The 23,025-nt window shown below is 60.5% G+C and carries 14 protein-coding genes; 8 read left to right on the top strand and 6 right to left on the bottom strand.

Annotation, left to right across the window (positions count from 1 at the left end; translation table 11 throughout):
• Positions 1-2 precede the first annotated feature (2 nt).
• From RLQ26_01995 to RLQ26_02010, 4 genes are all read left to right on the top strand, one after another.
• The gene (locus tag RLQ26_01995; protein MEQ9087497.1) at positions 3-2,861 is read left to right on the top strand and encodes a hypothetical protein; all 2,859 of its coding nucleotides are present in this window, start codon (positions 3-5) and stop codon (positions 2,859-2,861) included.
• On the top strand, positions 2,858-3,946 hold the full coding sequence (locus RLQ26_02000) for a hypothetical protein (protein ID MEQ9087498.1): 1,089 nt from the start codon (positions 2,858-2,860) through the stop codon (positions 3,944-3,946). The genes RLQ26_01995 and RLQ26_02000 overlap by 4 nt, the downstream gene beginning before the upstream one ends.
• Positions 3,947-3,951: 5 nt before the next feature.
• Positions 3,952-9,525, top strand: a complete 5,574-nt coding sequence (locus RLQ26_02005) for a DEAD/DEAH box helicase (GenBank protein ID MEQ9087499.1) — start codon at positions 3,952-3,954, stop codon at positions 9,523-9,525.
• Positions 9,526-9,608: 83 nt separating this feature from the next.
• The gene (locus RLQ26_02010; protein ID MEQ9087500.1) at positions 9,609-11,585 is read left to right on the top strand and encodes an AAA family ATPase; all 1,977 of its coding nucleotides are present in this window, start codon (positions 9,609-9,611) and stop codon (positions 11,583-11,585) included.
• Positions 11,586-12,066: 481 nt separating this feature from the next.
• Here RLQ26_02010 and RLQ26_02015 read toward each other — a convergent pair whose 3' ends face one another.
• From RLQ26_02015 to RLQ26_02025, 3 genes are all read right to left on the bottom strand, one after another.
• The gene (locus RLQ26_02015) at positions 12,067-12,963 is read right to left on the bottom strand and encodes a DUF2189 domain-containing protein (GenBank protein ID MEQ9087501.1); all 897 of its coding nucleotides are present in this window, start codon (positions 12,961-12,963) and stop codon (positions 12,067-12,069) included.
• Between the two features lie 241 nt (positions 12,964-13,204).
• Complete coding sequence (locus RLQ26_02020) at positions 13,205-14,338, bottom strand: site-2 protease family protein (protein ID MEQ9087502.1); 1,134 nt, start codon at positions 14,336-14,338, stop codon at positions 13,205-13,207.
• A 21-nt stretch (positions 14,339-14,359) separates the two neighbouring features.
• Entirely contained in the window at positions 14,360-14,809 is a 450-nt protein-coding gene (locus tag RLQ26_02025; GenBank protein ID MEQ9087503.1) for a host attachment protein, read from the bottom strand.
• 155 nt (positions 14,810-14,964) lie between these two features.
• Between RLQ26_02025 and RLQ26_02030 the strand changes: the two genes are divergently transcribed.
• The 3 genes from RLQ26_02030 (at position 14,965) to RLQ26_02040 (ending at position 17,225) form a co-directional block, all read left to right on the top strand.
• Entirely contained in the window at positions 14,965-15,735 is a 771-nt protein-coding gene (locus RLQ26_02030; GenBank protein ID MEQ9087504.1) for a glutathione S-transferase family protein, read from the top strand.
• Between the two features lie 138 nt (positions 15,736-15,873).
• The gene (locus tag RLQ26_02035; protein MEQ9087505.1) at positions 15,874-16,494 is read left to right on the top strand and encodes a UbiX family flavin prenyltransferase; all 621 of its coding nucleotides are present in this window, start codon (positions 15,874-15,876) and stop codon (positions 16,492-16,494) included.
• Complete coding sequence (locus RLQ26_02040; protein ID MEQ9087506.1) at positions 16,491-17,225, top strand: MBL fold metallo-hydrolase; 735 nt, start codon at positions 16,491-16,493, stop codon at positions 17,223-17,225. The genes RLQ26_02035 and RLQ26_02040 overlap by 4 nt, the downstream gene beginning before the upstream one ends.
• 24 nt (positions 17,226-17,249) lie before the next feature.
• Here the strand turns inward: RLQ26_02040 and RLQ26_02045 are convergent, their stop codons facing one another.
• The gene (locus tag RLQ26_02045) at positions 17,250-17,642 is read right to left on the bottom strand and encodes a hypothetical protein (GenBank protein ID MEQ9087507.1); all 393 of its coding nucleotides are present in this window, start codon (positions 17,640-17,642) and stop codon (positions 17,250-17,252) included.
• Positions 17,643-17,790: 148 nt separating this feature from the next.
• Between RLQ26_02045 and RLQ26_02050 the strand changes: the two genes are divergently transcribed.
• Entirely contained in the window at positions 17,791-18,759 is a 969-nt protein-coding gene (locus RLQ26_02050) for a DMT family transporter (GenBank protein ID MEQ9087508.1), read from the top strand.
• A gap of 7 nt (positions 18,760-18,766) precedes the next feature.
• Here the strand turns inward: RLQ26_02050 and RLQ26_02055 are convergent, their stop codons facing one another.
• Both RLQ26_02055 and RLQ26_02060 read right to left on the bottom strand, forming a co-directional pair.
• A complete protein-coding gene (locus RLQ26_02055; protein MEQ9087509.1) occupies positions 18,767-20,089 on the bottom strand; it encodes an MATE family efflux transporter in 1,323 nt (440 codons plus the stop codon).
• A 136-nt stretch (positions 20,090-20,225) separates the two neighbouring features.
• On the bottom strand, positions 20,226-22,988 hold the full coding sequence (locus RLQ26_02060) for a LuxR C-terminal-related transcriptional regulator (GenBank protein ID MEQ9087510.1): 2,763 nt from the start codon (positions 22,986-22,988) through the stop codon (positions 20,226-20,228).
• Between the last annotated feature and the right edge of the window lie 37 nt (positions 22,989-23,025).

Below are 23,025 nucleotides of genomic sequence, written 5' to 3' on the forward strand. Positions count from 1 at the left end.
CGATGCCGCTGGATAAATGGCAGGAGCATCTGGAAGGGCATTTTGCCGCCCTGGCGGTATCCCGTACGGCATCCGGTTTCCCGATTTTTGCCTTGGAGCACGGGCTTACAGAGGAAGAGTTTGACGACATTGCGGACCAGTTACGTGCGCGCGTCGCGGCTCGAAAGAGATTTGCACCGCATTGGCTGCTGTGGGCGATATATGCCGCAGAACGCGGCTATAGCTATACAGGTGGCGAATACTGGCCGTCATTTGAGGAAAGCACGCCTGGCTGGGAGTACAAGGACCGCTACAAACTTCCGGGCTGGTTCGCCAAATTCCAGAAAACCTATAACGGCGTTGTCCCTTCCGGCCCATGGGCCGGACATTTTCGGATCATTGCCTGGCCCATCACCCAAGCCGTGCTGCCACGCTATCTGCAACGGCATTTTGCCAAAGCGCTTTACGAACTTCGCTTTCGGCTCGCCAGTCTTACTTCGATCGACCCGGCCGCGATCGGCCGCATGATCGCCGCCAACTACCACGGATCGACGCGCTTTGAAGAATTTCTACAGCAGGAAGAACTTGTTGGCCGGATCGTCCTTGCTCTCCTGCACCAGGACCCCCGTGAAGGCGAAGAGCCATTGCTGCCTTCTACACTTGAGCGCATCACGAGCGACCTGGAGCGGGTCAGAAGCGCGCGAGACTGGCTCAAGGAAGCTAGCCGCGTTGTTACGGACCGCTTTAAGGGCATTGGCCGCGGCGTCGGCCCGCGGGGGTTTGCGGCCGGGCTGGAACCGGGCGGCTTGCCAAGGGATCGGGAGCCGTTGCCCGACATCAGGCCGGATTTGCAGCTTCGCTATGCAGGCAATGACACCTGGACCCTTTTACTTGATTTGCCCAGCTTTAAAAGCATCGCTGCACTGAATGCCGACATTCGCCAGTTCCTTCGGCGGACACGGTGCAGCATCAACGGCGCGGAAGGAAAGAAATCTGTTGGCTGGGTTCTTTCCGGCAACCGCCGCGCCGTCCTCAAGAAATGGCCCGATCCTGAAAAGCCGCTTGTCCGGTTTGACCAAAGCCAGGCTGCCGTCGATCACCTGCTTGAAACCGAATGCCGCATGACCACGGGTCCCGTCTGGCTGTTTCGCGTCGGGCGCGACGGCCTAGCGCGCGAAATTGCAGGCCGGATCATGCGGCCCGGACAGGAATACGTTATCGCCAGCGAAAACGCGCCGCGTGATCTGCAGGACGGCATGCACCCCTGCACGATAGACTGCCATGGGATAGAAGCGGTCCGGGTCACTGTCCCCCCTGACGTTTCGGCCGATTATATTCACTGGCTTTCAAAGCACGGCTTAGAACTGGCACGGACTATTCGCGTCTGGCCCGCAGGCTTGCCGGGCCGCAACTGGGACGGTGAAGGCCGCAGCGAATGGCTGACGACCGAGATGCCCTGCCTCGGCATTGTGCCGGATCATCCGGTTGACTCATATGTGATCAGTCTCGACGGAAAGGCCAGCACGGTTGCCCGCGCCGGACCGACAGGGCAACCGACATTCATACGATTGCCGCAACTCGATGCCGGCACGCATCTGCTGACTGTGCAAGCGCAGCGCAGCGCCGCTCTTGACGACATTACGAAAACATCCGCGCACGAGGGCTTTGTCGAACTGCGCGTACGGGAGCCCGAACCGTGGATTCCGGGAACCGCATCCCATGCGGGTCTGATTGTAACTGGCGATCCGCACGATGCAGGGCTCGATACATTTTGGGAAAACCGCTTCAACCTATCAGTAGTCGGACCCGAACACCGAAGCGTCACGGCCACCGTGATCCTTGAAGACGCCAAAGGTGAGGAGGTATTCGGCGGTCAGGTAAACGCGTCATTGGAATTGCCGATTACGCCGGATGCCTGGCACAGGCGTTTTGGCGACTTTCTCAAACGCGAGCAGTGTGAATGGCGCTACCTGGAAGCGTCTGCCGGCATTCTCAAAATCAATGGCCAGGAGCTCGGCGAATTTACGCTCCGGTTTGAACACGAAGCGCAGCCGCTGAGATGGGTGCTCCGCCACGAGAACGGACGACTGATTGTCCGTCTTGTTGATGACACGGGACAGGAAGACGGGCACCTGAAATGCCGTTATTTCAGCATGGAAGAGCCAGCCAGGATCGCGCGTCTTGATGCCGCCAGCGCTCTGGCCGGGACACAATTGGAGCCGCCCGGCGGTCTCTTTACAGCGCAATCGGGCGATTATCGCGACACAATACTGGTCAGTGCAGGGCTGACTGGCGCCGGGCTGGAGGGCCTCGGCGTTACCCCCCGATATGATGATGTGCGCGATGATCCTGCGGCTGTCATTAGGGCGCTCCGCATACTGCGATATTGGCGAAAAGCGCGCCTTGCCGGCTTTGTCGCAGGCGCAAGACGCCAACAGGTTATGGACGGCCTGCTGCTCGCCATCTACGGCATTCTTTGCGGGCCGCAATGGATCAGAGCCGAAAGACGATTTCTCGACAACCCGAACGCGCCGCGCGCAGCGGACAATCTGCAGGCCGCGATTGGAAAGCACGGCGGCTATTCCGCCGTCCTGCGCCGTGATGCCGCCGGCATTGACCACAGATTTGCTTCTATAACCACTTGGTACGCAGACCTTGCCAAGCGCTACGGCGTTTGCCGCGATCCCGGGCTATGCGCTTTCGCGATACGGCTTGCCAGTCAACCGCACCGTTTGCCGCGCCTGTTTGGCGACGAACTCGAAGGGCTTCTTGTTCGCCTAAAGAGCAGTCCTGTCTTGTTGCGCGGGGCACGGTTCCTGGCCCTGCTATCCGCAACTCACGATGGCAATACGCACGCCTTGCTTCCGGAGTGGAAGACATGATTGACGTGATCGAGGCTTCCGACGTGATTGAAAATTGCCGCGCAACGCTGGGAATTCCGGGCGAGAACGATAGCCTCGACGATATTCTGCTTGCCGGCCTTCTCAGACGCTGCGCCGGCATACTCTGTCCGTGTTCGCGGACGGCGCTGCGTTCGGCGCTATTGGAAAGCCTGAGCCACCTTGACGACGATCCTGATGCGCTCGCGGACCGCCTGGATGATCTCGTAGACAGTCTAATTGTAGGCGGCGATCTGCTCGAACTTGCGGACGTGGCGATTGACGACGCCAAGGTGAAAGGCACATGGGTCTTCGCCGCGCCGCCTAGCTTCGTCATGAGGCCAAGCGGAGCGATATTCCTGGCGGGCATCGTACCCGACCAGGATACGTTTCTTTCCTCTGACCTGTCTGCGCGCGTGGCTTACGATGGCTGCGCGCGGTATATTACACCCGAAGCCGACGAAGATCTCGCAGCGATCCTTCTGACGCAGGGCCTACAGCATCTACCCGAAAGCGTATGGCTGAAATCACCGAGGGCCGATACCGCAGAAGAACATCTATCTTCCTTTGAAAGACAACTCGCCGCACGGCCTCCCTGCGGAACGGTCAACGGTCTCGAAATCCTCGATTCCTCAAAACCCGTGACTTACTATCGCGGGCGCTGGGTAGTCCCCTCAGGGCAAACCGGTACATTTGTGGCGCGGCGCCCGCAGGAATTCGGGGCGCCGCTCTGGTGTTTCGTCGAACTCGCAGACGGCGTAGCGCGGCGCCTGATGGACCTGCCGCGGTCCGGCTTCCGCTGGCGGGGCTGTGATGCCGCATGGCATCTTCAAATGGCAATTGATTTCTGCCGGGGTCAGCCGCAGCGTTACCGAAGGCGCGACAGCGAACCGACGGTCCGCTTTGACTTTTTTTCGCCGTTGCCCGAGTGGTCCCAAAGACGTTTGATGATCCTGGGAACGCAATGTCCGCGTGATCACAGCCTATTGGCTTATGAGATTCCGCGCCGCGAAGCGGATAGCGAAGAGCGCTTTTTGCAAAACAACCTTTGGATGGTCAAGTCGGACGAGCATCAGCCGGGAGAATAGTATTCATGCAGACAATTCAGGAAACGATTAAGCGGCTCCACGGCTCGCTGCAGGACTATATCGAGGCGACCTACCATATAAGCGCCCCGTCGCTTATCGCGCAAAGAAAAGCGCTGCTTGCTCGCGACGGCGTGATATTCCGCATTCCCTACCTGGAATCGACACCCAAATATGTCGCCGGCGACAGCTTTGCGACGATGGACGGCCTGCCCGAAGCCGCACTCGATCTCTTTATCCGCCTCAGCAAGCCGGAAGGAAAACTGCCGCGTCTCATATACGATCCTCCCTACAGCCATCAGGCCGAGTCGATCCGCCACAACCTCATAAACGGCCGGAACCTAGTGATCATGACCGGGACCGGTTCCGGCAAAACCGAATCTTTCCTTCTGCCGATTCTCGGCAAGTTCGCCTGCGAGGCCCAGACAAAGCCGACCGCTTTTGCGGAGCAGCCGGCCATGCGCGCACTGATTATGTATCCCATGAATGCGCTGGTGAACGACCAGTTGGGACGGCTGCGAGCCTTGCTGGGCGATCCGCGCCTTGTCGAAATGTTCAAGAAGTGGTCGGGCCGTCCGCCGCGCTTTGCCCGCTACACGAGCCGCACGCCTTACGCGGGCATTCGCACAACCAAGAAGGATTCCAACCGCCTGCAGTCCTTTGACAGTTTCTACATCGACGTATTGCGGCGCGCGCGAAGCGACGACCCTGACGAACAGGCGGAAGCCGGGCAATTGCTGGAGGCCCTTAAAGAAAAAGGCAAATGGCCAGCCAAGCCTGATCTGGAAGCCTGGTTTGGCGTGAAAGGCAGCGGCTGGCAGGACCGTAAGACAGGCGAGTTCATAAGGGCCGTCACCCTGCCCGACGACTCCGAACTGCTGACGCGGCATGAGGTCCAGACAGCGCCGCCCGATCTTCTGGTCACGAACTATTCCATGCTCGAATACATGCTAATGCGGCCCATCGAGCGGCCGATCTTCGACAGAACGAAAGAGTGGCTGGCCCAAAACGAACACGAGACTTTCCTTGTCGTGCTCGACGAAGCGCACCTTTACCGCGGCGCTGCGGGCGCTGAAGTCGGTCTGCTGCTGCGGCGCCTGCGGGACCGGCTCGATATTCCGCCGGAACGATTCCGGGTCATCTGCGCGACGGCGAGCTTCAAGGATCATAAGTATGCCCCTGCGTTCGGCGCTCAGCTCTCAGGCATTCCCGCTGAAACCTTTGTGCCTATTCAGGGCACGCTCGACCTTAAGGACAACGCTGCGCCCGGTTCAGCCGCGGACGCGGAAGTCCTTGCCGATATAGACCTGCCGCAATTCTACGAGGCGGAAACTGCCGCCGAAAGGCTCGCGGCCATTCAGCCGCTCCTGGACTACAGAAAAGTCGGTGGTGTAACCAACCCGGAAGTTGCTCTCCATGCGGCGCTCGATACATTTGACCCCATGGGCGCGCTCGTCAATACAACAATGGAAGAAGCGCGGCCCATTGCGGAGCTGGGCTCGTTTCTTTTTCCTAATACGGCCGAACAGAAAGCGGATGCGGCCGTCACGGCCCTGATGGCGCTTGGCAGCGTCGCGCGTCCCGATCCCAAAATGCCGGGCCTGCTGCCGTGCCGCATTCACAACTTTTTCCGCGGCCTGCCTGGCCTTTGGGTTTGCATGGACCCGCATTGCAGCGAAATCCCGGAGGATCAGCGCGACGGTATTTGCGGCAAGATGTACTCCCAGCCGATGGATGAGTGCGCTTGCGGTGCGCGGGTGCTTGAGCTTTACACCTGCCGCAATTGTGGCACCGCCTATGCGCGCGCCTACACGGACGATGTTGATACGCCGCACGCCCTGTGGGCGGAGCCCGGAAGGCGGCTGCGGATGGCGACGGGAGAGACGATCCCGCTATTGCCGCTCGACCTTCTACTCGAAAAACCCGCTCACGAAGACGCCGCGGAGCCCGCTGACTACGATCTGGAAACCGGGCAACTCGACCCGATAGAGGTCGGGCCACGCATGAGAACCGTATACATCCGGCATGAACGTCTTAAAGACGCGGCTGATGACGAAGACGAGGCCGACACAAGCTTTGAGACGCGCGGGGAATTCAAGCCTTGCGCCGTATGCGGCAAGACCGCCCGGTTCGGCCGTACCTACGTGCAGGATCACCAAACCAAGGGCGACCAGCCGTTCCAGGCCCTCATAGCGCGGCAAATCCAGATACAGCCGCCCGGACCGCAGGAAGCATCCCGTTTCGCGCCCTTGCGCGGGCGCAAGGTGTTGGCTTTCTCCGATTCGCGGCAGGTCGCGGCGCGTCTTGCCCCGAACCTGCAAATGTATTCCGAAAGAGATTCCCTGCGTCCACTTATCATCAGCGGGTTCAAGTGGCTCAAGGAGCAGGATGCCGTTCGGCAGTTCCTGAACCTGGACGATTTGTATTTTGGCGTTTTGCTTGCGTCCAAAAGACTGAATGTCCGCCTGCGGCCGGAAATGCGCGCTCACGAAAATTTCGAAGCCGAGGAAATCGTTACGGACGCGCTTGCCAACTCCGATCTTGGCGATCCGGCGACGCTAATGGGTCTCTTGCTTGAAATCCGGGCGCATCATCCGCCCGAGTCACTACTAAACAGTATGCTGAGCACCCTGACGGACAGGTTCTGGGGCATGGAGGCGCTGGCGCTGGCCACCTTGATGGAGGCCGACCGCCACACCAACAAGCTCCTTGGCCTTCCGCCGATTCCGGGTGTCGCGGAATCCGACCAGGACAAGCTCGCGTTTGCCCGGTTTTGGCTGGGTTGCTGGAACAACAACGGTTTTCGACTGGCCCAGATGCCGGGAAACTGGGTGAACCGTCCTAAATCCGAAGGCTTTCGCGTTCGACCCCGCAATCCGAAGACCAAATTCGATGCCATAAACACCGTCATTCTGGATAAGGCGCACAGAAAACTCTTCTGGGATAGCTGGTCGCCGGAACTCCTCAAGTGGTTCACACAGCCGGTGGAAAGCGGACATAGATGCCTGAACGGCTCCGAGCTTTCGCTTCAGTTTGGCGGACACTGGGTCCACTGCTCAAGGTGCAAATCGGTACACCGCCCCATTCCCTGCGTGAGCTATTGCCTGAATTGCGGAAGCGACGAGGTAAAGCCGCTCGATCCTGACAACGATCCGGTGTTTCTCGCGAGGAAAGGCTTTTACCGCAAGCCTGTAACCGAAGCGCTCGGCGACCCGCCGCGGCAGCCCATGGCGCTTATCGCCGCCGAGCATACGGCTCAGCTTAATGCGCCGCAGAACGAAGATGTTTTCTCCAAAGCCGAGGAAAACGAACTGCTATTTCAGGATATCGAGTTGGTCAGCGCCCGCCTCAGCAGCCGTTCGACCGCCATCGACATTTTGTCTAGCACAACCACTATGGAGGTCGGCATCGATCTCGGCGCCTTGTCCGGCGTCGCCTTGCGCAACATGCCGCCGGGCAGGGCGAACTATCAGCAGCGCGCCGGCCGCGCCGGCCGCCGCGGCAATGCCGTCGCCACCGTCGTGGCCTTCGGAAGCGCCGACAGTCACGATGAACATTATTTTTCCCAGCCTGACGACATGATAAGGGGCGACGTCGTCGATCCCAAGCTTACACTGGACAACCCGGAGATCGTGCGCCGGCATATTCGCGCCTTCCTGCTGCAAAACTATCACCAAAACCGGCTTCCCGATATTGACCCCTCGCAACCTCACGACCTGTTTTCGGTGCTCGGAAGCGTGGCAGCATTTCGCCGGCCTGACTCGCCGCTCAACCGCGACGATTTCGCGTCATGGCTCGCCGAAAATGAAGACACACTGATCAAGCGGGTTACGACATGGATTCCCGCCGAGTTGTCCCCCGAGGACCGCTCCGCGCTGCTCGAAACCATGATTGCTGATTGTCTGAAGGCGGTGGATGACGCCATAGCGCCGAGACCGGATGAAGACCAAGGAGAACCCGAAGCCGATGCGGACGATAAGGATGACGAGACCACCGAAGTCGAGGTGGCTGCCGAAGAAGGGGAAGAGCGCCCGCAACAGGCTTCCAACTCTGACAAGATGCTCGACCGGCTTCTCTACTGCGGCAAACTTCCGCGCTACGCCTTCCCGACAGACGTAGCGACGTTCCATGTCTTCGACCAGGACCGCTCCTCCAGGTTTCGGCATATCATGCGCTTTGCTCCTTCACAGGGCCTTCCCATCGCACTGACGCAATATGCGCCCGGAAAGCAGGTCTGGATATCCGGCAAGTGCTACACATCCGGCGCGATTTATTCCGTCATGGGTGACGACCGCTATCACGCGTGGGAATCAAAGCGCCTTTACATGGAATGCAGCGAGTGCGGATTTTCCCGCACCTTCGAAATCCACGAAGCAAGCCGTGGGGAGACGAGGGACTGCGCCGCGTGCGGCGGCGAAGAGACTTTTGGGCCGGCGCGCTATTGGATGCGACCGCCCGGGTTCGCCCATCCGGTCGACATTGAAGAGGAAACGTCACCGGATGACGTACCGGAAACCAGCTATGCAACACGCGCCAAACTTACAATGGGAACACCCAACGAAGACGCTGGCTGGGTACAGACCAATGAACGCATACGCGGCCTGCGCTCCCGGCAGCATTTGCTTGTCTCCAATACAGGGCCACAGAAGGAAGGCTATACCTACTGCACAAAATGCGGCCGCATCGAAGCCAGCAGCACTTCTAGCCCTACGCTTGCGGCTCCCCACCGCAAGCCGTTTCCCGACGATGACGACAGGAGAATCTGTGACGGGACCGGTCCCACCCGCCATCTGGTTCTCGGTACGGACTTCATCACCGATATTGCGCTGTTTTCCATGCGCGTCGCCGCGCCGCTCAAACTGAATCCCCGCCACGACTCGACGGCCGTAGCGCTCAGAACAGTCAGTGAAGCTCTTGCCAAGGCAGCCTGCCAACTGCTGGAAATTGAACCGGGTGAGTTGATGGCCGAATACCGGCCGGCGCTGACACCGGCTGGGATGAGCGGACTCGAGGCCGAAATTTTTCTCTACGACACGCTGCCCGGCGGCGCGGGTTTTGCGAGCCAATTTCCCGACCGCAGCCTCGAACTCTTCCAAAGGGCGCTGCACCTTATGAGGACCTGCCCGGAAGACTGCGACGCTTCCTGCTATCGCTGCCTGCGAAGCTTCAAGAACAAATTCGAACACGGCCTTCTTGACCGGCATGTCGGCGTCGAACTGCTTGAGTATCTGCTTACAGGGCAACAGTCCGGTTTCAACAAGCAACGCCTGACTGCCTCTTCCGCGCTGCTCTACAACGACCTGTTACGGCGAAACGAAGGTCATATCAAATTCCAAGCGGGCGCGGAGATTTCATTCGGTGGCGGAAAGACCGTGAAAGCGCCCATCCTGGCCGAACACAAAGGCAAGAAATTTGTTATCGCGCTCTCCGGGCCGCTGACGAGCGGCCACCCGGCCGATTCCTTGATAGGTGAACTTCGCGATAGCGGTAGTGAGTGTACGGTGATCGTCGAGAATGAACTCGTTGTGCGTAGCAATCTTCCTAATGCGACGCGCAATGTGTACCAGCAGTTGGGCGGGTGAACGCCGATGGACTTGCTCAAAGCCAAGATTGCTTATGAACACCCACGTTCTCGAAAAACGCGTCCCGGCGCACGCGGGTTTCGATGATTGAGATCGTTGGCGTCAATGAAGGAAAAGAGTACGAGGCGGCTGTTCACATCCGCGACCGCATTCTCGCAGTGTGGCCCGACCTGAGCCAGCATCGGGACGATCACATAAAGATATTTGTCGGCCTGAAGCTGTACGGGCAACCAATTGAGGATATCGACATTCTCGTTATCGGCCATTTCTGCGAGTCAAGGCCGTTTGACATTGAGTACAAATTCTATCCGCGGGAAGGCGATCCCTTCATTCCCCGCCAAGCATCGGTGCGCAACTTTGCGCTCGTTATCGAGACGAAATCTCATGATGCCACCGGTGTCCGTTTTGACGATAAGGTGGCCTCGGTCAGGTACAGGCGCAGCGGTCACCAGGCTTGGGAGTGCGTCACGGAAAAAAACCGCCAGCAGATGTTTGAACTCAAAACGTACCTGGCGCGGGCCAATATCACACGGCTGTATGTTCAGGACCTGATCTATTTTTCCGGTCTACGTGAGGCCGACCTGCCCAAACGCCCGCACAACTGCTTTGGCGTGGATGCCAGTTTCGAACGTGTTCTTAACATCCTCGGCCAGGTTTCCGGGCCTATAAACAACAACCGCCGTGTGGCCATTTCCTTCGGGCCCGACGAGGTTTTTGAAGGCATATTGTCGCCGGAGTCGCCGTTGCTGCAGACATTGGAACCAACGCCGCTTGACCGGCGCCGAATGGATCGCATTGTCAAGGCGGCTTTGCCCGATACGTGGCTTGATGACCTTACGAAAAAGCAGATTGTGATCCGTGGCCGGGGCGGGGTCGGGAAGACCGTCATCCTTCTGCAGATGGCCTACCGTGCCTTTGACCGTAGCCAAATGCGATCACTGATACTGACTTACAACAAGGCGCTTGTCGCCGACATGCGGCGGACGATGGCGCTTCTCGGCGTGCCCCGTGAGATCGAAAGGGGCGGCATCGGCATCGATACAGTGCATGCTTTTGTCGGCCGCCTGATGCATGAACTCGGCATAATTCAGAACTACGATCATTTCCTGGATAACTACGAGAAACACAAGGAGACGCTACTGGACTATCTTCGCAGTAAGACAGTCTCTCAGGCCGATCTCGACGAATTGATCGACAACAATCCCGATGATTTCCTTTGGGATGCGGTGCTTGTCGATGAGGGCCAGGACTGGCCGTCCAATGAGATCGAGATTTTGCGAACCGTCTATCAGCCCGAACGCATCGTTGTTGCGGACGGCGTGGACCAGTACGTCCGCTCCTCCGTTGCGGACTGGTCATCGGGCATCGCAAGAGATCAAGTGCAGCCTCGTCGATTGAGGCGGTGCCTGCGCATGAAGGCCAATCTTGCGCACTTCGTGGCAGATTGCGCGGACACGCTCGGCCTTCAAAACTGGGACCTGGAACCAAACCCGGAGGCTAATGGCGGGCGTGTGCTCATTGTCGAAGGCAATCTCGCCGGACAAACGGGAATTCTCGATCAGGTCTGTGCGGACGCTCAGGCGCTTGGCAATTATCCGATTGATCTCCTTGCCTGCGTCCCGCCATCCCTTGTTCATCGCGATCGGGACGGCGCCTATTCCATTCCCGGACGCACCATTCGCGAGCGTGGCGGTATTGTCTGGGATGCATCTTCCGCCGATGTCAGGGAGTACTACCCGACGGACCGGAACGCGCTGCGCATCGTTCAGTACGATTCATGCCGCGGGCTGGAAGGTTGGACCGTCATCAACTACGCGTTCGATGATTTCTATGAATATAAATTCAAACAGTGGATGGCGGCTCCGCAAGACCGGGGTGACCTGTTTGACACCGAGGAAGAGCTTGCCTCGGCGTTTGCGGCGCAGTGGACCATGATACCTTTTACGCGTGCTATGGACACGCTGGTGATCAATGTCGCGCATCCATCATCGATGATCAAAGATGCCTTAAAGGAAGTCCACGGGAAACGGCCGGACTTTGTTGAGTGGATTACGATTTAGCTCATTTCGGGCCGGTCGAACTTTCTAGTAGTTGCGAATGGTGCGCCTGCCTCCACCGGCAGGTTCGGCAGACCGGACTCAGATCACTCAAGGCCGCCGAGAGGTCGAGGCTTCATAGACTCAGCCGAGGTGTTCCCACCTAACACGTAACGATCTTTCGCATGATTTAAGGTAAAGTAGTGCCACCGATGGGCCGCCTTAGATCAAGTTGGCGTGTCACGCCGCAGCCTGAAAAAGCCCCTGCTGACATCGACGGTTGCGTGCCCCCGATTTGGTCCTTGAGCGCATTTAAAAAAACGCTGTTGGTAAGCCGGTCCATTTACCGCCACCGAGCGCCAATTCGCTGGTTTTGACATGGGTTTGACATTCGCGACCTAACTTATTGATTTTCTTAGTTCCCGAGAGGCTTCATAATCCGCGTGTCGGGGGTTCAAGTCCCTCCTCCGCTACCAATTTTCGCCAACTGCGAATTTTCCCGCTCTCAGACTCCGCTGCTATCGCCGGATTCCGGATGGGGCAGCACCACCTGGCGGTAAAGATGCCAGGTCGCGTGTCCCAGCACCGGAAAGACGATGACGAGGCCGAGCAGCGCCGGCAGAGAGCCGATCACGAGCCCGCCCGCCACGATCAGCCCCCAGAGCGCCATCGGTCCCGGATTTTTGGCCACGGCGCGCAGCGATGTCTGGACCGCCGTCGTGAGCCGGACATTGCGCTCCAGCATCAGCGGAAAGGAAAGCACCCCGATTGTCAGCGACACCATTGCGAAGACCGCGCCGACACCGATGCCGATGGCGATCATTGCCCAGCCCGCGCCGGTGGTGAAGACGTCGCGGAAGAAGGCCGCGTTGGAGGCGGGCAGCTCGGGGCCGAGGGTGAGGGTGTAGATCAGCTGCGCCGCCGCGATCCAGAGCGCGAAAAGCGCCAGCAGCACAAGAATGAGGATCGTCATCGCGCCGAGCGAGGGCGCGCGCAGCACGCGGAAGGCGTCGCTCCATTTCGCCTCGCCCGTCTGTTCGCGACGCCGGCTCATCTCGTAGAGGCCGAGCGCGGCGACGGGTCCGATCAGCGCGAAGCCCGAGGCGAGGGGGAAGACCAGCTGGATAAGCCCGGCGCCCACGGCAAAGCGTGCGAGTACGAGGCCGAGAACGGGAAAGCCGAGGCAGAGGAAGATAACATCGGTGCGCAGGGCGCCGAAATCCTGCACCCCCTTGCGCAGCGCAATCCACAGATCGGCCATGCCGATCCGGTAGATTACGGGCGGTTTCGCCCAGCGTCGCGCACGACGCATGTTATCGGCATAGGCGGAATGTCCGAACTGGTTTGCCGCGATGCCGAACTGTTCGGCGATCCATTCGGCGGGATTGCGGATGATGGGCATGGTCTGGCCTCCCCGCACCCTGGGAGTCCGATGGTCCGCGACGGTTGGGCCCGGACCCGTGTCCAGCTCAGGGCGCTCGGTTTCGCGTCGCCGTCGCCGGACAATCCGGCGGCGGATGTCAGATCTGCGGCCGATCCGTGCCCTCTCCGGCGGGAAGGGGGCATCCGCGGATCGGCGTCTGGCCAGCATAGCCCATCCGGCCGGCAGGGTCTTGTCACATCTTCGGGGCGGCCCCAGGGCCCTAGAAACGTTCCTCGAAGTCCAGCTTGATCGAGAGAAATCGCATTAGGTCCTTCAGTGTCAGAATCCCGACGAGGGCGCCGTCAGATGTTACGAGCAGCCGGCTTGCTCCATTCTGGCGCATCTTCTTGAGCGCATCCATGGCATCGGTCTCGGCATCCACGGTGTTGTTGTGTCCGGCCGGCTCGGCGATATCGCGCAGCCGCGTGCCGGCCCAGTTCTCGCGCGGCACGCCCTGCACCTGGCGCAGCGAGACGCTGCCGATCAGGCGGGAATCCTGGACGACAGGGAACATGTCATGGAGATGGACATAGACATAATCCTCGACGAATTCGGCCACGCTCAAATTGCCGGGGACAGTGATGAGGTCGTGAACCATGAAGCGGCGCACGGGCTCGCCGGCGAGAGTCTGGCGGGTCTGGACCTGGAAATAGGCATTGGCCGCGGCGCCGCGCAGGAACAGACCCAGGAGGAACCACCAGATCCCCATGATCAGATTGCCGGTAAAGGCGCTCAGGATCCCGAGTCCGATCAGAACCCAGCCGGCGCCGCCGCCGATTTGTGCCGCCATGCGGGTTGCCCGACGCAGATCGTTCCACCGCCACCAGAGGAAGGCGCGCAGAACCCGTCCGCCATCGAGCGGGAAACCCGGCAGCATGTTGAATACGGCCAGAACGAGGTTGAGGAGCGCGAGATAGCGCAGAACCGCCTCTGCCGGCGCGGCCAGCGTCAGGGTTGAGATGAGCGTCGCCAGAAGCAGGAAAATCCCCGACAGGAGCAGGCTGGCCAGTGGTCCCGCAATCGCCATGAAGAATTCGGCCGAAGGCGAGGAGGGCTCTTCCGTCATTTCCGCGACACCGCCGAAAACGAACAGGGTGATGCCGGAAATCTCGAGCCCGTACACCCGCGCCACCAGCGAATGGGACATCTCGTGGAATACGAGAGAGATGAACAGCCCGATCATCCCCGCGATCCCCATCCACCAGTAGGTTTCCGTCGCATACCCCTCCAGCGTGATGGGAAAATAGGCGACAGCCAGCGACCAGGTGATCAGGAGGGCCAGAAACAGCCAGGTGAAATCGATCTTCACCTTGAAGCCGAATAATTCGAAGAGGGTAACGGCCTTGCCGAACATACCGTAAGCGCTTTCCTGTCGTTATTTCGTGAGAAGGGTGCCTAGCCTGTCGTCGAGCCGGGGCAATGTCAGGTGCGCGATATCCTTGGCATGCTCTTCCACCACGATCGCGCGAAGGGGCGTCGAAAACAGGGAGCGGAGATCGCCGAGGAACGTGGGCGGCGCAATGACGATGAGTTCCGACAGGCCGTCCTTGTTGCGCAGGTCCTCGAGCCGGTGGGCAAGGGAGCGGGCGAACTCGGCCTTGGCATGACGCTTGGGGTCGGTCGGCGGCTCCTCCGCGTGCCGGCCCTGTCCGGCCCGGTCGAAGCTGCGCCCGGGCCGGTCGCTCCCGATATCCCGTGACCTGGGGATATCGATCTCGATATCGAAGACCAGCGCATCCTCAAGCCGGTCCTCCCGTGCGCGGGGGCGGAAAAGCCTGGCGCGCGTGGCATCGGCGACGAGAATCCAGGATCGTCTGATGTTCATGCCCGTTCCCTTGTCCGGTTTTTTGTCCTAATTTTTTGATGATAGCAAATCAGACTGCCTCCCGAACAGCGCCGTCGCCTTGACCTGCGACAAGAGCGATCGTCTATTCTCCGGGTCCCTTGGGGACCTTTTCGAAAAAGCAAGCAAAGCGCGGCATGACAGAGATTGTGGTTTACGACGCGGCCAACAGCCCGGCCGGCCGCCGGGTGCGTATGACACTGTTGGAAAAGGGGATGGGGTTCGAGATTCGCTGGCTCAATCTGGGCCTGATGGATCAGAAGCAGGACTGGTATCTCCGGCTGAATCCGGCCGGGATGGTGCCAACCCTGATGGATGGCGAGCGGGTGGTGTTCGATTCCATCGCCATTATCGAATATCTTGACGAGACCCGCGCCGAACCCCGCCTGGTGCCGGCGGATGCCCCGGGCCGCGCGGAAATGCGGATGTGGTTCGCGTTCGAACTGGAATGCGCGAAACCCTTTCGCGATTCGATTTACGAGACGATCGCCAAGGACCGGCTGGCAAAGAGCGGCCTTACGTGGGAAGAGGCGGTGCGCGAGATCCGAGAGCGCACGAAAAATCCCTTCTACGCCAAATTCGCACGTCAGCTTATGACCACGCCGCGCGATGAAGAGCTACTGGCCGACCGCCGGCTCGTCCTGTTCGAGCGTCTCGCCTGGATGGAGGACCGGCTTGCCGACGGGCGGCGCTGGCTGCTGGGGGACGTGTTCTCCCTCGCCGACATTGCCCTGGCGCCACGACACGCCATGTACCCGCTGATCGGCGTGGAGGATTTCGACGATCGCTATCCGCGCATCGCCGGCTGGATGGCTCGGGTGGCCGAGAGGCCAAGCTGGGAGGCCTCGCTGATCCTGCCGCAGCCGGGCGAGAAAAGCGTCCGCGTGAATCCGTCGCAAATGGCCTGAAGTGCCTGTTTCGGGCGTTTGCGTGCCACTGACCGGCCTTTTCGCGACAAACCGGTTGACGGGACGGGCGGAGGCCCGCTTCTCTTTGGGATGTCCGTCGTCACCGGGGCCGGGCAAATCGCAAGGGGAGCAGAGGGAATGAGTGTCAGGACCAGGCCGGCGCGTTTGATTGTAGGGATCAGCGGGGCCTCGGGCGTGATCTACGGGGTGCGTCTCCTCGAGCTGCTGCGCGAGGTCGATGTGGAGACCCATCTGATCATGACCAAATCGGCCCAGGTCACCCTTGCGCTCGAGACCGAATACAAGGTGGGCGATGTTCTGAAGATGGCAACCCATCATTACGACAACGCCGATATCGCGGCCGCCGTTTCCAGCGGGTCCTTCCACACGATGGGAATGGTAATCGCCCCGTGCTCCATGCGAAGCCTCGCCGAAATCGCCACAGGCGTGACCGGCAACCTGCTGTCGCGGGCGGCCGACGTGGCGCTCAAGGAACGCCGTCGCCTCGTTCTCATGGCACGCGAGACGCCGCTTCACCTCGGTCATCTGCGCAACATGGTCCAGGTCACGGAGATGGGGGCGGTGGTCTACCCGCCGTCGCCCGCTTTCTATACCCGGCCCACGCAACTGCAGGAAGTCATCGACCAGTCACTGGGCCGGATGCTTGACCTCTTCGAGTTTGAATCGAGCGTGGTGCGCCGGTGGGGCGAGGATATCCGCGCCGGACGCCGCGCGGGCGGCGAGGAGTCGGATACATGACCGTCACCAACAGTAACTCGGGCACGCGGATCGACGAAATCGCGGACGGAATTTTCCGTATCTCCACCCCGGTGCCGCCCGAGGATTTTCCATCCGGCTTCACCTACAACCAGTTCCTCATTCGCGACGAGGCGCCGCTCCTGTTCCATACCGGGGCGCCGCGGCTTTTCTCCGTTGTATCGGAGGCTGTCGCACATGTGCTGCCCGTGGACCGGCTGCGTTATATCAGCTTCTCTCATTACGAGTCCGACGAGTGCGGCGCGCTGAACGATTTTCTCAAGGTCGCGCCCGAAGCCGTGCCGCTGTGCGGGCGGATCGCAGCCATGACGTCGATCGGCGAAATGGCGCTCCGTCCGCCCCGCGTGCTGGAGGATGGCGAGGGCCTGGACCTCGGGGTGCACCGCGTCAGATGGATCGACACACCCCACTTGCCGCATGCCTGGGAATGCGGACAGCTTTTCGAGGAGACCACGGGCACGCTGTTTTGTGGCGACCTTTTCACCCAGTTCGGCGCCGATGTCCCGCCGCTGGTGGAGACCGATATATTCGCCGCCGCCGAAGCGGCGCGCCACCAGGTGGACTACATGGCCCGGACGCTGGACGGGCCGGACCTGCTGGAAAAGCTTGCCGTGCTGCAACCGCGGGTCATGGCGTGCATGCATGGCAGTGCCTGGAAAGGGGCGGGGGCCGATCTTCTGCGCCGCCTGGCGGACGAATTACGTCCGTCCTGATGGTCTGGCGCCGCGCGCGCCGGCTCAGGTCCAGCGGTCGATCAGATAGCGGGCGAGGTTGATGTAATCCGTCGCCAGGGCGAGCGAATCGGTGATGAAAAGCGCATAGAGATATTTGGTCGACAGTCTCGCGCTTTCCAGCCGCGGACGGCGCCGATAGAGATAGATCAGGAGCGGAGTCCAGAACAGGATGTGGCCAAGCCCCATGAGGCGCCCATCGTTGACGAGCGGGTAGAACCAGCTCATGAACACGACATTGGCGAGAAAGGCCGCGAGCACCCAGCGCGGCTCCACCTGACGGACGAACAGGATCGAGGCGGCGTTCAGCCCCGCCAGCCAGAACAGCCAGATCGTCATCCAGGTCGGCTGTTGCAGCGCCACGTCCAGAAGCGAAGCAGCCGGCGTGCCTGTCTCCATATGGTCATCCTCCCCCGATGAGCTTTTGGACCGGGTTGACCTTAGCGCCTCGGATCGGGCCGCGAAACCCTGCAAGCTTGTGCCGGTGAAATTTATATGCGATCAGGCGCGGGCGGGCAGCAAAGGCCCGGTCAACGAGGTAGCGAACGTGGCCGAGGAGAAAACGACCGAACGATCTTTCTGGCCCACCGAGAGTGGCGAGCGGCCACCCGTCTGGATTGCGGCCGTGCTGGTGTTGCCACCGCTGTTCTGGGCCTGCAATTTCGTCCTTGCCCGCATGTTGGTGGGCGACGTGCCGCCAGTGGCGCTGGCCTTCTGGCGCTGGACGATGGCGAGTTTCCTCATGCTGCCGTTCGGCCTTCTGCCGCTCTGGTCGCAGCGTTACGTCGTGCTGCGCAACTGGCGCTGGATGCTGGCCTTTGCCTTCCTCGGCGTCAGCGTATTCAACGTGAGCGCCTATATCGGTCTCCAGTTCACGACCGTGGCCAACGCGGCCCTGGTCAACACCTCACAATCGGTCCTGATCGTTCTGCTGTCTGCCTTCCTTCTGCGTGAACGGCTCAAGCTCGTTCAATGGCTGGGCGTGGCGCTGGCCGTGGCGGGTGTCGTCACGATTTCCGTCCAGGGGAGTCTGGCCACCCTCTTGGCCATCCAGCTCAATATCGGCGACGTCATCATCTTCTTCGCGGGGTTTTCCTGGGCGCTCTACACGGTGCTGCTGCGCCGTCATCCGCCGGGCCTGACGCTGCCGGCGTTCCTGATGGTGATCCTGCCCCTCGGCACGCTCTTTCTCGTGCCCGTCTACCTGATCGAGTTGTCGTTGGGCTATAGAATGGTGGTCACGGGCGAAAGCGTCGCCGCGATCTTCTTTGTCGCGATTTTCCCGTCGATTCTGGCCTATTTCTTCTGGGCCGCCGCGACCGCCGCTGTCGCGCCGACCACCGCCGGAATGTTTTATTATCTGCTGCCGGTCTTTGCGATCATTATCGGCTGGATCGTGCTGGGCGAACCGCTCGAATGGTTCCATCTTCTGGGGGCGAGCGTCATCGGGACGGGCGTGTGGCTGACGGCGATACGACCGGCCCTTCAGGCCCGGCGCTCGGCCTCATCGGGTTGATCCGAAGTCAGACTTTGATGGTCGTCCAGCGGTGCCCCTGCCAGAGGATCGTGAAGATGACCGCCTGGATCAGCCGGTAGCCGATAAAGCTCGCCCAGAGCCAGGTCAGCCCCAGCCCAAGATACGGCCCCAGAAGCCAGGCGGCTGGCAGTCCGATCAGCCATTGGCAGAAAATCGAGACAACCATGACCTGCCGTGCGGCTCCCGCGCCCAGAAGGGCGTTCAGCAGCACGATTCCGATGGCGTCTCCAACAATTGTCAGGCCGGTGAGCCGGAGAGGTGCCACCGCAAGCTCGAGCGTTGCGCGTTCGTGAATGAAGCCGGAGAGCACGAATTCGGGGAAAAGAGCGAGCAGGAGACCGATGCTGCCCATGACGCCGACGGCGATCTTGACGACATCCCAGCCCCACTGGCGCGCATCCGCCGGGTCGCCGCGGCCCAGCGCCTGGCCGACCAGGCTTGCTGCGGTGAGGCCAAGCCCGTTGCCTGGCAAAATCATGACGAGGGTTACGTTGAGCAGGACGGAGGCGGCGGCAAGCTCGCGTGTGCCAACCAGCCCCACAATCCAGAGAAACAGGCTGAACCCGACCGAGAAGAAGAAAAGCTGGATCGAGGCCGGCAGGGAAAGCCGGAGCATGGTGACCATGGTCTCCCCGCGCGGCAGTCGGGCAAGAAAACCATTTTCGCGGGCGTAGTTGTTGGCCTGGGCCGCGTAATAGACCGTGCCAAGCACCGTGGCGATCGCGGAAGCAAGGCCGGCGCCGAAGACGCCGAGCTCGGGAAATCCGAAGTTTCCGTAAATCAGAAGATAATTGAGCACGATATTGATCGTGTGCATGACGATCAGCGTGCGCAAATAGACGTGGGAGCGGTTCACGCCGTTCCAGTAACCGCGGAAGGAAAAGTTCATCCCCAAGGCAAAGACGGCGGCCAGCCGGGCCTGCAGATAGGGAATGGCCTCCACCACGACGGCGGGATCGTCGTTGAGCAGCGGAAAATACCGGTCTGCCGTAACGATGAGGACAAGCGACAGAGGCAGGGCGATGACGCAGGACAGGAACAGCCCGCCATTGAGCGGAACGGCGGCTTCGCTGCTCCGCCCCTCGCCAAGCCGGCGCGCCGCCATGGCCTGCACGCCCGAGGACAGTCCCATCACCGCGGCGCCAGCCACGAAATGCGCGAAGCTGGCAATGCCGACGGCGGCGAGCGCCACCGAGCCCAGCGTTCCCACCATGGCGAGGTCCACGAGGTTCAGGACGTTTTGCGAAATCTGGCCGCCGACGATGGGAAGGGACAGGCGCCGGATGGACTGAAAGCGGGATTTCTGCACGCGGGTTCCTGTAGCGACCTGTCGAGCCGTTGCCTGGTCTCCGGATCCGCGTCCTTGCCGGTAGGCGGCCGCGGTCGGGGCCAGGCCGAGGTAGCACGTTTTGGCCACGAGCGAGACGGAAATCTGCGCCGGGCCGTCAGGAGGGGCTTTTCAGAAGACCGAGATGCCGGGCACGTTCCACCGCCGCCTGGCGACGGCGGACACCCAGCTTGTCGAACACCTGCTGCAGGTGCCAGCGCACGGTACCTTCCGTGATTCCAAGCTGTTTTCCAATGTATCTTCCGGTAATGCCCCGGCTGACCAGACGCAGAATTTCAATTTCCCGGGTGCTCAGCCTCTCATGTTGCGGAAGTTCGGCTGCCTCGAGGGCCGTCGCGTCACCGGCTTCGGCGACCGCGTCATATCCATGCTCGATCATTGCTCGAAGCCGGCCAGCATAACGGTTGGCATCCGCCCCCTGCGTCCCGGCTTCCTCCGTCTGTTCCGAAATCTCGGCGAGCAGTGAGACGACCGGTTCGCCCTCGTCGAGAAAGGCGCGAACCTCGCCTGTCTGGGCACCAATGGCCAGGGCGCGGCGCAGATGACGAATGGCGATTCTGTTTTCTCCCTGCAAGCAGGAAACCTTCGTCACAAGCAGCAGGAATTCAAGTGCGGGAAGATTGCAGCCCCGCCTTTCAAGGAAATTGACCCAGGATAACAACGTCGAACTTGTCTCATGCGAGCGCCCCAAAGCGCACTGCAATCTGGCCCAAACCTGGGTGATTAACGCGTCTTTTGTCGTTGCCGTGCTATGGAGCAGCGCAGGCTTTACCGAAAACATGGTTTCAACGTCGCGCGTCAGGGCGACCGCGTTCTCGATCCGCCCCTGGTCAAGTTCGATCCGAACATTCTCATGGGTCGCATGAACCAGAAGCCGGACAAAACCTCGGGCCGCCGCCAGCGCCTGGCACTCGTTGTTAAGCTCCCGTCGAGACTCGTCATCACCGCGCAGCCCGGACAGCCTGATGGCTGTGCCATAATACGCGATGAGCTGTTCTACGAAGCCGATCTCGGCCGCGACGGGGCCATAGCGGTCAAGCAAACTCGCCGCTGTTTCCAGGTTGTTCAGATGATACTCGGTCTGGGCCAGAAGCAGGGCCGGCATGGCGGTCAGAGGCGCCTCGCGGCCGGCGAGTTCGGTGGCGACCTCCACGGCACCGCGCAGGTATTTTACCGCATCCCGGATCTCTCCGCGCATGACAAGAGCGGGCGCCGCGATCGAGTCCAGCCAGACGGAGCCGTGGATCACGCCCTGCTGCTTGCATGCGTTACGCAGGCGCGCGGCTTCCGCCAGGGCACCCTTGCAATGAAACATTTCCCGTTGCGTATAGAGGAGGGAATTTTCCACGGTTGTCGTGTCGTAGTCGTTATCCTTGTGGAACCTGTCCAGCCATTCACGACACATGCGGTTTGCCGATACGACGTCGTCCGACATGAGCGCGAGCATCATTTCCCGGTGGAGAATATGTTTTTCAAATGATTCCGATTGTAGCGAGGCTTCGGTTTCTGAAGGGAAGGCGCCTGTTTCATGCTTTTCCCGAAGACGGCGGAGGGACCGGCGCGCTTTTTCGAAATTCCAGGTGATCTCGTCTTCCCAGATCTGGAAAATCGTCAGATGAGGATAATTCTGGATCACTGAATCCGGCAAAAGCTCGATAGCGCGCTTGAAGACCTTGTGCTGTCCGGTGTGGAAAAGGTAATGACAGCAGGCGTTCAGCACGTCCCCCAGAAACTGCGGCTTGCCAAAGGCGATAGCTGCCTCGACGGCTTCCTTGTACAAGCGCTGTTCCAGAAACCAGCGGCTGGCGCGTTCGCAGATTTCCGCCTCCGCACCGGGGGTGTTGCGTCGAAGCTGTTTCTGCAGCCAGTCCTGAAAAAGATGATGATAGCGCCACCATTTTCCGTCGGCGTCGAGCCTGTAGAGAAACAGGTTTGCTTCCTCGAGATGCGCAATCATTTTCTGGCTGTCATCGATCCCGAGAATGGCGTCGCAGAGTTCTGGGCAGATTCGCTCCAGAACCGAGGTTCTAAGCAGGAAGGAACGGAGGTTTTCAGGCAGGGTCTGGACGATTTCCTCCGCCATGTATTCGGAGAGGTCGCGGTTTCCCGCGGCAAGCCGCTGGATAAGGTCATCCGGCTCGCTCTTGCGTATGGAAAGAGCCGTCAAGCGAAGGGCGACCGCCCAGCCTTCGGTGAACTGGGTCAAATCCAGCAATTCCCGTTCGGAAATTTCCGGCTGGCCCGGGACCCGAAAAAGCGTTTCCGTCTCGGAAGGCCGGAATTTCAGGTCCTCCTCGTCAATTTCAAACAGTTGACCCGTGGCCTTCAATCGTCCCAGCGGCATGGACGGGCGGTTGCGCCCGGCGATGATCAGGTGAAACTCCGGCCCTGTGGCAGGCAATGTCTGCGCGAGATTCTGCAAGATGTAGGGATCGGTGATGTTGTGAAAATCATCCAGGAACAGATGCAGCGGTTCATCCATTTGCGCGAGGCTGCGGCGCAGTGAGGCGGCCATCGATTCGCTGGAGGCATCAGTGATGTCATCGCCGGAAATGGAGATGCCGGCACGGGAAACCGCAGCCCAGACGTAAGAGAAAAATGCCCCGGGTTCGTTGTCGGACGGGTCGAGGCTGACCCAGCAGCATCGTCGGCCTTCGGCCTGAAGCTGTGCCCACCATTGGGTGAGGGCGATTGTCTTGCCATAGCCGGCGGGCGCGGTGATCAGGGCAACACGCGCGCTCCTGTGCGCCTCGAAGATCTGCAGCAGACGGTTGCGCGGTATCGCGCTGCCGCCCGTCTCCGGGGTGTTCAGCTTGGTCGCGAGCAAATCCTGGCCGAAAATGCCAGTCTCCCGGGCCATGTTCCTCCCATGAGAACCCGGCGGCGTAGCGGAGCGG

This window comes from Alphaproteobacteria bacterium, from assembly GCA_040220875.1.
Taxonomy (GTDB): Bacteria; Pseudomonadota; Alphaproteobacteria; order JAVJVX01; family JAVJVX01; genus JAVJVX01.